General features: G+C 66.4%; 9 protein-coding genes and 1 pseudogene. 4 read left to right on the top strand and 6 right to left on the bottom strand.

The genetic code is table 11. The features are described from left to right. A pseudogene (locus CFN78_RS14570) lies at positions 1–102 on the top strand (IS5/IS1182 family transposase); the annotation flags it as partial. Positions 103–126: 24 nt separating this feature from the next. Here CFN78_RS14570 and CFN78_RS14565 read toward each other — a convergent pair. After that, positions 127–1419, bottom strand: a complete 1293-nt coding sequence (locus CFN78_RS14565) for an Nramp family divalent metal transporter (RefSeq protein ID WP_094863301.1) — start codon at positions 1417–1419, stop codon at positions 127–129. A gap of 92 nt (positions 1420–1511) precedes the next feature. On the opposite strand from CFN78_RS14565, the gene CFN78_RS14560 reads away from it, so the two are divergent. From CFN78_RS14560 to CFN78_RS14550, 3 genes are read left to right on the top strand one after another with little or no spacing between them, the layout of a single operon-like run. Further along, positions 1512–2171, top strand: a complete 660-nt coding sequence (locus CFN78_RS14560) for a response regulator transcription factor (RefSeq protein ID WP_094863300.1) — start codon at positions 1512–1514, stop codon at positions 2169–2171. A 3-nt stretch (positions 2172–2174) separates the two neighbouring features. Next, on the top strand, positions 2175–3578 hold the full coding sequence (locus tag CFN78_RS14555; protein WP_094863299.1) for a HAMP domain-containing sensor histidine kinase: 1404 nt from the start codon (positions 2175–2177) through the stop codon (positions 3576–3578). After that, positions 3575–4519, top strand: coding sequence for a TAXI family TRAP transporter solute-binding subunit (locus tag CFN78_RS14550; RefSeq protein WP_094863298.1), 945 nt, complete (start codon positions 3575–3577; stop codon positions 4517–4519). The genes CFN78_RS14555 and CFN78_RS14550 overlap by 4 nt, the downstream gene beginning before the upstream one ends. On the opposite strand, the gene CFN78_RS14545 is transcribed toward CFN78_RS14550, so the two are convergent. The 5 genes from CFN78_RS14545 to CFN78_RS14525 form a co-directional block, all read right to left on the bottom strand. After that, positions 4455–5690, bottom strand: coding sequence for a glycosyltransferase 87 family protein (locus CFN78_RS14545; protein ID WP_094863342.1), 1236 nt, complete (start codon positions 5688–5690; stop codon positions 4455–4457). The two genes, CFN78_RS14550 and CFN78_RS14545, sit on opposite strands and share 65 nt — an antisense overlap. Before the next feature lie 214 nt (positions 5691–5904). After that, on the bottom strand, positions 5905–6444 hold the full coding sequence (locus CFN78_RS14540) for a barstar family protein (protein ID WP_094863297.1): 540 nt from the start codon (positions 6442–6444) through the stop codon (positions 5905–5907). 2 nt (positions 6445–6446) lie between these two features. Beyond that, a complete protein-coding gene (locus CFN78_RS30315) occupies positions 6447–6851 on the bottom strand; it encodes a ribonuclease domain-containing protein (RefSeq protein WP_420807881.1) in 405 nt (134 codons plus the stop codon). 765 nt (positions 6852–7616) lie between these two features. Next, a complete protein-coding gene (locus tag CFN78_RS14530) occupies positions 7617–7883 on the bottom strand; it encodes a helix-turn-helix domain-containing protein (RefSeq protein ID WP_094863295.1) in 267 nt (88 codons plus the stop codon). Between the two features lie 358 nt (positions 7884–8241). Beyond that, positions 8242–9852, bottom strand: coding sequence for an alpha/beta hydrolase (locus CFN78_RS14525; protein WP_094863294.1), 1611 nt, complete (start codon positions 9850–9852; stop codon positions 8242–8244). Positions 9853–9867 lie beyond the last annotated feature (15 nt).

Raw genomic sequence — 9867 nt, 5'->3', positions numbered from 1 at the left:
ATCCGATTGATGGCCGCACGGCTAGCAGGCGAAAACGTCGAACCTCACGGCCCCATCGAGACCGAGGCAGCCCAACGCCTAGCAGACGACCTCACACCCTGACCACCAAGGTTTCACCACACCCTCTCAGGCGAAGAGCTTGGCCACCTCGGTGTAGGCCAGGTAGGCGAACAACGCCAGGCACAGGGTGAGCAGACCGTTCGACAGCCAGCCGGACCGGCCTTCCTTCGCCAGCGTGTGCCGGTTCAGCAGGACCAGCAGGGTGCCCGCCAGGAACGGCATGAACATCGCGCCGAGCGCCCCGTAGGCGACGGTCAGCCCGAACGGTTCGTCCAGGAAGAGCAGGATCATCGGCGGGAAGGTCAGCCACAGCACGTACCCGCGGTAGACGGGGCTGCGCTGACCCGCCTTCTGCTCGTAGGTCTCGACGTCCTCCGGCCCCGCGTTCTTGGGCAGCCGGAACGTCCGCCACCAGTCGGCGAACAGCAGGCTGACGCCGTTCCACACGCCGATGATGGAGGAGAACGCGACCGCGAAGAATCCGATTAGGAACGGGATCCTGGCCCACTGGCCGTAGTCGGCGGCGAGCGTGTCGCCGAGAAGCAGCAGGCCCTTGTCGCCCTTGACGACCTCCTGGCCGAGCAGCAGCTCCGAGCCGACGATCAGCATGGCGAGCACGAAGATGCCGGTGGTGATGTAGCCGACCGTGTTGTCCAGCCGCATCATCGGCAGCCACTTCGGGCCGCGCCAGCCCTTCGCCATCGTCCAGTAGCCGTACGCGGCCATGGTGATGGTGCCGCCGACGCCGCCGACCAGGCCGAGTACGTAGACCAGCGAACCGTCCGGCAGCTTCGGCGCCAGTCCGCTGAAGACACCGCCGATGTTCGGGGCCACCAGGATCGCCGTCCCGACGACGGTGACGAACATGATCCCGACGAACACCGTCATCAGCTTTTCCAGCAAGGCGTACCGGCCGAACCAGACCAGCGCGAAACCGAGCAGGCCGCAGATCATCGCCCAGTACCGCACCGAGATCCCGGGGAACAGCGCGTTCAGCGGCAGCGCCGAGGCCGACATGGCGGTGGCACCGTAGACGAAGCCCCAGATCACCGCGTACGCGCCGAAGTAGATCAGCGCCCACTGGCCGAGCGTGCGCCAGCCGGACAGGATCGTCCGCCCGGACGTGAGGTGGAACCGGCCGACCGCCTCACCGAGCGCGAGCTTGAACACGGTGCCCAGGACGACCGCCCACAGCAGCGTGTAGCCGTAGCGCGAACCGGCCACCATGGTCGCCACCAGGTCCCCCGCGCCGACGCCGGTGGCCGCCGCCATGATTCCCGGCCCGACCTGCTTGAGGCGGGCACGCCACCCGACCGGAGGGGAAGGGGCCACATCATTGTGATCCAGTTCGCTCGACATGGCAGGAAAGGTAACCCCGCGGTACTCGGCGGCAAAGACCTCGGCAAGCACTCTTTACAGTCGCTTAGGAATGACGGCTACCGTTCCCGGTCATGCGGGTTCTGCTGGTCGAGGACGACGACGGGGTCGCCGACGCGGTCGTCGGCGCGCTGGAGGCGCACGACCACACCGCCGAGCGGGTGGCCAGGGGTGCCGACGCGCTGACCCGCCACCGAGACGCCGACCTGGTGCTGCTCGACCTCGGACTGCCCGATGTGGACGGTCTGGAAGTGCTGCGGAAGCTGCGGAAACTCGACTCCGTCCCGGTGATCGTGCTGACCGCGCGCGGCGACGAACGCTCCGTCGTCCGGGGGCTGCGTCTCGGTGCGGACGACTACCTGGTCAAACCCGTCCGACTCGCCGAACTGCTCGCCCGCATCGACGCCGTCGGCAGGCGGGCACCGGTGGCGCAACGCGGGGCGCACGGCGTCGTCGAGGTCCGCGACCTGCGCATCGACCTGGACGCCCGGCGGGTCACCGCGGGCGCGCGGGAGGTGGAGCTGACGGCGAAGGAGTTCGAGATTCTCGCGGTACTGGCGCGCAACCGTGGCGCGGCGGTGAGCAGGCAACAGCTCCTCGACGAGGTCTGGGGCGACGCCTACCTGGCCGTGTCCCGTTCGCTGGACGTGCACCTGACGCAGTTGCGCGCCAAGCTGCGCCGTCCGGGGATGCTCACCACGATCCGCGGTTTCGGTTTCCGGCTGGAGGGCTGAGCGGTGCGCCGCCGTCTGCTGCTGGTGCTGCTCGCGTTCTCGCTGGCGGCGGTGGCGGCCTTCGCCGTCCCGCTGCTGGACAGCACGGCCGCCAACCGGACGCAGCAGTTCGTACTTTCCCGCACCACCGACCTGGACCGGTTCACCGCGATCGCACAGGAGGTCACGGCGGGTGGCGACCGTACCCAGCTCGTCAGCGAGGTCAGGGCACACACCGGGCTGTACGCCGAGGGCGTCGTGATCGTCGACGCCCGGCGTCGCGTCATCGTGGAGAACGGCATGACCTCGGGGGAGCCAGAGGTGGCGGCGGCGATCGACGCGGCGCTGCGCAACCAGCCCGCGGTGCTGCCGACGAACCTGCGCCCGTGGTCCGGCGGCGACGTGCTGTTCACCCAGCCGATCGGTACCGGCACCCGGGTCACCGGCGCGGTGGTGCTCCGCTCGTCCGTGGCACCGGCTGCCGGCGAGATCACCGCGCGCTGGGCGCTGGTCCTGCTCGCCGCCGCGGTCGCCGCGATCGCCTGCGTGCTGCTCGTCTTCCGGCTGGCCCGGTGGGTGCTGCGGCCGGTCGCGCAGCTCGACGACGGGGTGCGCGCGGTGACCTCCGGCCGGTCCGGCGCCCACGTCGACGTCGTCGCCGGACCGGCCGAGCTGCGCGGGCTGGCGGACTCGTTCAACCGCATGTCCGAGGCGCTGGCCGAGTCGGCGGACCGGCAGCGCAGGCTGGTCGACGACGCCTCGCACCAGTTGCGTACCCCGCTGGCCGCGCTGCGGCTGCGCGTGGACACGCTCGCCGCCCGGCCGGGCGAGGACGGCAGGCGGCACCGTCCGCTGGTGGTGGAGCTGGAACGGCTGGAGTCCCTGCTGGACGGGATGCTCACCCTCGCCTCCGCCGACAGCACGGCCACCGACCTGGCCAGCAGCGAGGCCGAACCGTCCACATGCGAGGTTGTGGCGGTGCTCGCCGAACGGGTCGACGCCTGGACCTCCGCCGCCGAGGCGGCCGGTTCGCGGATCGAGCAGACCGTCCCCGGTTCCCCGGTATTCGCCGGCTGCGCGGAGTCGGAACTGGCTCAGGTACTCGACGTGCTGCTGGACAACGCGATCAAGTACGCGGGCGAGGGCGCCACCCTCCGCTGCGACTGCGCGACCTCCGGCGGCCGGGTGCTGCTGGTGGTCGCCGACGACGGGCCCGGCGTTGCCGAGGCGGACCTCGGCCGGCTGACCGAACGGTTCTGGCGGTCCGGCCGTGACCGCGCCGCGCCGGGATCGGGGCTGGGCCTGGCGATCGCCGACCGGCTGGTGACCGCGCGCGGCGGCATCCTGCGGGTGGTTCCCGCGGACGGGGGCGGTCTCGAAGTGCGGGTTGACCTGCCCGCGGAGTCCGGCGGGGAGGCGGCGTCGTGAGGGCGTCGCGGCGAACGGTGCTGCTCGGCGGGCTGGGCTTCGCCGTGGCGGCCTGCGGTCCCGGTACGTATCCGGGACCGGATCGCGGGCTGGTGGTGGCGGCCGGGGAACCGGGCGGTTTCTACGTCGAGTTCGGGCAGTTGCTGGCGGCGCAGATCGGTGCGGTGGAGCCGGATCTGCGCTGCGAGGTCGTCGCGACGGCGGGCAGCGCGGACAACCTCGGCCGCGTCCGCGACGGTTCCGCCGACCTCGCCCTGGTGCTCGCGGACGTGGCGTCCTCGGCGCACGCGGGGGAGGCACCGTTCACCGAGCCCTCGCCGCTGCGCGCGATCGGCCGGGTCTACGAGAACTACATGCAGCTCGTCGTCCTCGCGGACAGTCCGGTGTGGACGGTCACGGACCTGTCCGGCGGGCGGATCTCCCTTGGCGCGGACGGTTCCGGGGCGGCGATCTTCGGTGAGCGGCTGCTCGCGGCGACCGGGCTGGTGGCCGGGGTGGACCACCGGCCGCTGGCGGAGGCGATCACCGCGCTGGAGGGCGGCACGATCGACGCGCTGCTCTGGTCCGGCGGGGTGCCCACCCCGGCGCTCGCCGCGCTCGCCGCGCGGCGGCCGATCCGGCTGGTCGAGACGGTGGCGCAACTGCCCGCGATGCAGGCCGCGCACGGCTCGGCGTACGAGCGGGTCGCCGTGCCGGAGGGCGGCTACGGGGCCGCGCGTGCGGTGCCGACGATCGGTGTGCCGAACCTGCTGGTGTCGGCGCCGTGGCTGCCGGACGAGGTGGCCGACGCGATCGCCCGCGTGCTGGTGTCCCGGGCACCGTCGCTGGTTCCCCCGCAGGCGCTCGGCACGCAGTACCTGGACCAGCGCTCACTGGTCACCACCGGGCGGGTGCCACTGCATCCGGGCGCGGCGACGGCGTACCGCGACCTGCGCGGCTGAGCGTGCTGACCGACCGGGCGGGTGCTGGGGATGGCCCGGGGCAGCTGTCAATGCTCCGCGGCCGGTGTGTGCTGCCGACGATCCAGGCCAGCGCGCCGAGTAGCAACAGACCGGTCAGAACATAGCTTTCCCGCGGTAGCCAGATGTCGCGGTGATCCCACAACGGACTGTCGATGAAGAGGAACAGTGCCACCGACGCCAGAGCGACAGCCGAGATCAGTTGTCTCCGACTCCCGCGTAGGCCGAGATAGGTGATGACTCCCAGGACCGGAACGCCCCATACCCAGTGATGCGTCCAGGACACCGGGGACATCAGCAAGCCACCTATCGCGCAGGCACACGTCGCGAGTACGGGTTCCGCGACAGCCACCGCGCGACGGGTGATCCATATCGTCGCGGCGAGCACCAGCAGCGCCGCGGCGATCCAGGCCACGGTTTGCCAGGTATTGCCGAGGCCGGACCGAGCGACAAGTCCACGAATCGACTGATTGCCGATGTAGCCGGGGTCACCGATGCGGCTACTGGCGAACACCAGGTCCGTCCAGTACTTGACCGACGCGCTCGGGAACAACAGGCCCGCAACCAACGCACAGCCGACGAAAGCCAGCGCCGAGCGCACCGCCGCACGACGGTCTTTCCCGAACAGGAAGAAGAGCACGAACACTATCGGGGTCAACTTTATCGCGGCCGCGACGCCCACGAGGACTCCTCGTGGCCAGCGGCGCATCGGCGCCAGCAGGTCGACCGCCACTAGCAACATCAGCAGAATATTGATCTGACCAAAACCGAGCGTCGACCGTACCGGTTCACTGAACAACGCGACTACCTGCACGGCCACCGCGGATGCGCCGACCATAACGATCTTCCGATCGTATCGAATGAAACACAGCCCGGCGGAAACCCCGATACCGAGCACGGAGACAACGGTCAGTGCCACCAGGGCCACATCGATCGGTACCAGCACGAGTGGCAGGAAAAGGAGCGCGGCGGCCGGCGGATAGGTGAACGGAAGTACCGTGCCATCCCGGGTGGGCGGCAGTGGGCCGTACGGATCACCGGACGATGCCAGGGCCTCGGCACCGAGGCGGTAAACCTCCAGGTCCAGGCCATCCAGTCGCTTCCAAGCCAACACGATGACCACCAGGACGATCTCGGTCAGCGCTACTACCAACCAGTCACGCCTGGAGGAGTTACTGGTCCGGGTCGCCAACTCGTTTTGCACTAGAGTCCTCAGCTCGGGCCGATACTGTTGCAAATTAAATCAAGAACCTGGCCGTCAGATTTGCAGTTCAACGTCAATCAAAAGTTTTCTGCAGGCTACGCGGTTGACACTGGCCAGCCAAGCGCAAACCGCGTAGCCTGCAGAATCGATCCGGTATAAAAATTTACTCTGACAGTTGCGACTCCTCAGAGTATGGCCAGAACCCGCTCGCCCACTGAATCGGCACCTCATAGATCGAGGGAAACGACAATTCGGTATCATCCGTGTGCACAAGACACATCATTCGATGCCCTAGCAGAGAACCTCTACGAGCCGTCCTAGCAAACAAACTCAGTAGCGCCTGGGCGATCGAGGGGTCCGCATGGGCAAACTGGTCGTAGTGCTCCAGAACCACCGCGAGACCTGTAGCATTCGGGTCGCCGTACTCTCTGGCAGCCACATCGTAAAAGTAGTCCTCCAGAGCGTCCAGACTGCGCTCATCCTGGCGGGGAAACCCTAGGGCAACAGCAAAATCTCGACAGACAGCACCAGAATCCATCCAGAGCGCTGCATCCAACACGACCAGTTGATAGCCCAGCGCATCAAGTCGCGCCACGGTGGCAGCGAGAAAATCCGCATCAGAGAATAACGAAATAAATTTATCTTGGATAATCAGGAAGTCAAACGGATGAGTGCGATCAGAATCTGACTCAAATGCGGACATATTTATGCCACCAAAAAAAACTGATAAAAACTACCGGGTTCATAATGGTCATGGGTATACCAGGAATTGCCTGAAGGATTATTTTTATCGATCACGATCCGCTGATCGGACCGCGGAGTTGTGACGTATATATCGTAGGTGATGTAATCTCCTCCCGCAGGCAACTGTCCATCCGTATTGCCGTACGGATGCGCTTTGTGATTAGGCGGACCATTAAAATTATGACTTAAAGCGTAATTATAGACGAAAGCTGCCGCATTACAGTCCTGCGGTTGCACGCCTGGGCTACAGTTTGCGCTCACGACCGCTCGTTCGGGCGACAGGGGGGTCGCCTCGGACGCGTGAGCAGAAGTCGTTAAAGCAAAGATCGATAGCGCTCCACAAAGCGCTACTGTTACACGACGCATAATTATACCCATACTTATCAAATCTCCCGCGATTGACCTGAATTTCGATCTGCAAAGTGCAAAAATTCGCTATAGAGTTAGCAAGCCTCAAGCCCATCGAACTGAGCAACCGCGCTATTATACTCATGATACTGCGATGAGCCTGCGGCGATTTGCAGACAGATGCTGTCGAATCCAAACCCGACGAGAACTACGACCCGCTGCGTAGCCGCGCAATCATTATATACATAGACCGTGTCGTAGACCGCGCCTTCTCTCAACTCGGCCCTGACGCACGGCGGCGGTGGCACTGGAACGCGAGCCAACGTTGACACTTCTTCTGCAGTGGCGTTTCCCGAAATGCTTACAGTTCCTGCTACTGCCGCCATAAGCGCAAACACGAAACCAAAAATTTTTCGCTTCATATTACCCCCTGAGATGTACAGATCTATCTAACTTTGCAAACTGCAAGATCACTCATTTGATGACCCACTCAGGCAAGCAGACCCCGATGCCACACCGCCGAAGGGTTACATAGATAGTTCCCGCAGTTGAAATGCATGGCTACACAACACCCCTCCCAAGTCACAATATTTTATGCATGTGGAGACTAAAGCGCCTACCCGCCAACCAGGTGAATAGTTTTCCAACAGCTTTACGGCGGCGAACTGCGGTGTGCAAAGTGCACTCAGAGAACAGCCATTTATTGGCGTTAATCCCGAAAGCATGTCGGTGGTCCGACGAACATCTCGTACCACGTTTGCGCGCCGCGAAGATCCGGCCGGGCTAGGCGGGGGCTGGGGCGGCGCCGGTGGTGTCGACGGCGCTGCGCAACAGGTCCAGCGGCAGGGCGACGGCGTCGGCGATCGCGGCGACGGTGAAGAACGCGGGCGTCGGGATGCGGCCGGTCTCGATCTTGCGGAGCGTCTCCACCGAGATCCCGGCCTGCGCGGCGACGTCGACCATGCTGCGGTCACCCCGCGCCCTGCGCAGCACGGTGCCCAGCCGCTCGCCACGTTGACGTTCGGCTTGGCTCAACGGCACTCGCACCATGCGCCCAATACTAATACCGCCACCCCCCACTGCCCACCCCCACCGCAATACGTCGCCATATTGCGCTCCGTGCCACCGCAATATGTCGACGAATTGCGCGTTATAGGTATACCGGTTCGCGCTGGGTAAGGCGAATGGGCGGGACATTGCTCCACAGGCTGTGGACAACTCTGTGCACAGCCTGTGGAAAGTGCGCGTCCTACCGAGAACGGGGACCACGCCGGGGTGACCACGACGCACCGGAACCCCAGGGGAACGCAGCGGCGAAACGACGCCGAACGGCCCCTGAACGCGGACGACCCCGCCGAGCCGAAACGCGGCGGGGTCGTCTGCGAGGTCGGACCGGGTGAGCCCGGGCCTACGGAGCCGGCGTCGGCAGCGGCATGCCGGGGACGCTCTGGTCCTCCGGCACGACCCCGTCGACGAGGTACTGCTCCACGACGTTGTCCACACCCGCGTTGCCGCCGGCGTACAGGCCGTGGTCACCCTCATTGGTGACGGTCAGCATCCGCGAGTTCTCGAACGCGGCGTGCGCACGACTGGCCCCCTCGAACGGCGTCGCCGGGTCGTGCGTCGACTGGACGATCAGCACCGGGGACACGCCCTTGCCGGTCAGCGCGGGCAGCGGGCGCGGCTCGTTCTGCCAGAAGATGCACGGCTGGATCAGCCAGCCCGCGCCCAGCAGCGGCAGGTCCCTGTCGATGAGGTCCTGCGACTGCTTGACCACGGAGCTGCGGTTGCCGGTCCACGGCCCCTCGTTGCAGGGGATCGTCCAGAAGCTGGCGTCGTAGGCGTCCTCGTAGTCCACCGGGACGTACAGCGAACGCGGTCCGGTGATCTTCGATTCCGGAACGGTCGGCTTGACCAGCGCACGCGCCTGCGCCTTCGCCTGCTCGGGAGCGCCGCCCTCGGTGAGCGTGCGGACGTTCACCAGGTACTCGGCCAGCGCCGGGAACGACTTCTTGCTGTAGATCTGGCCGGCGATGTAGCCGTCCAGCTCGTTCGGGCCGACGGTCTCGCCGTCGACGTCGACCGGGTTACGGGTCAGCGCGTAGCGGACCTGCTCGAAGGTCTGCCGGGCCGCCTCACCGGTGGTGCCCCAGTGGTACGTCGAGTCGTACTGCGCCATCCACGGCAGGAAGTCCTCGCGCCAGCGGCGCTCGAAGCCGAGCGGCTGCCAGTCGAACGACTTCTGCCAGGTGGTGGTGAACTCGGTGGCCGAGTCGAGGACGAACTTGTCCGCGCGGTCCGGGAACTGCTGCGCGTAGTGCGCGCCGAGCCAGGTACCCGCCGAGTAGCCGATCCAGTTGATCTTGTCGCGGCCGAGCAGCACCCGCAGCAGATCGATGTCCGAGACGGTCTGGAAGGTGTTGATCAACGGGCCGAGCTCGCCGGACTGCGTCTGGCAGGAGTTGGCCGCGTACTTCGTCGCGTCCAGGATCAGGTTGAGGTTCTGCGGGGCGCGGTCACGCGGGTCGAGTTCGCCGCCGGTGCCGATCGCGTTGCCACAGGTGATGTTCGTGCTCTTGCCCGTGCCGCGCGGGTCGAGACCGATGATGTCCTGGTGCTCGCGCAGCTTCGGCTGGTTACGCATGCGCGCGGGAAAGCTGCGGCCGGGGGCGCCGGGGCCTCCCGGGTTGGTCACCACGCTGGCGGTCGACTCCCCGGTCGCCTTCAGCCTGCTGATCGCGATGGAGAGGTCCTGCCGGTCGTCCGGGCGCTCCCAGTCGCGCGGCGTGACGAACGTGGCGCACTCGATGCCCTCGGCACCGGGCGGCGGCGGGGCGGGCAGCTCGTCGCCCGCGCAGGGATGCCAGTCGAGCACCTGGTCGGCGTAACGAGCGGGGATGTCGGTGGAGTTGAGCGGCGGTGTGGTCGCCGGAGCGGGGTTCGCGAGTGCCGGCGTGATCCCGGCCAGCAAGCCCCCCGCGACTGCCGGAATCACCACGGCGAGACGCAGTCTTCGCATGATGTTGCCTCTTTT

Origin of the sequence: Amycolatopsis antarctica, assembly GCF_002262875.1 — a bacterium.
In the GTDB taxonomy this organism is placed as follows: Bacteria; Actinomycetota; Actinomycetes; order Mycobacteriales; family Pseudonocardiaceae; genus Amycolatopsis; species Amycolatopsis antarctica.
Note: the sequence above shows the minus strand (reverse complement) of the source record. Positions and strands in the feature narration are given on the sequence as shown.

Excerpts from the sequence above, each read along its gene's own strand:
- CFN78_RS30315 (WP_420807881.1), bottom strand. The coding sequence starts at position 6,851 with ATGCGTCGTGTAACAGTAGCGCTTTGTGGAGCGCTATCGATCTTTGCT.
- CFN78_RS14560 (WP_094863300.1), top strand. The coding sequence starts at position 1,512 with ATGCGGGTTCTGCTGGTCGAGGACGACGACGGGGTCGCCGACGCGGTC.
- CFN78_RS14540 (WP_094863297.1), bottom strand. The coding sequence starts at position 6,444 with ATGTCCGCATTTGAGTCAGATTCTGATCGCACTCATCCGTTTGACTTC.
- CFN78_RS14525 (WP_094863294.1), bottom strand. The coding sequence starts at position 9,852 with ATGCGAAGACTGCGTCTCGCCGTGGTGATTCCGGCAGTCGCGGGGGGC.
- CFN78_RS14530 (WP_094863295.1), bottom strand. The coding sequence starts at position 7,883 with ATGGTGCGAGTGCCGTTGAGCCAAGCCGAACGTCAACGTGGCGAGCGG.
- CFN78_RS14565 (WP_094863301.1), bottom strand. The coding sequence starts at position 1,419 with ATGTCGAGCGAACTGGATCACAATGATGTGGCCCCTTCCCCTCCGGTC.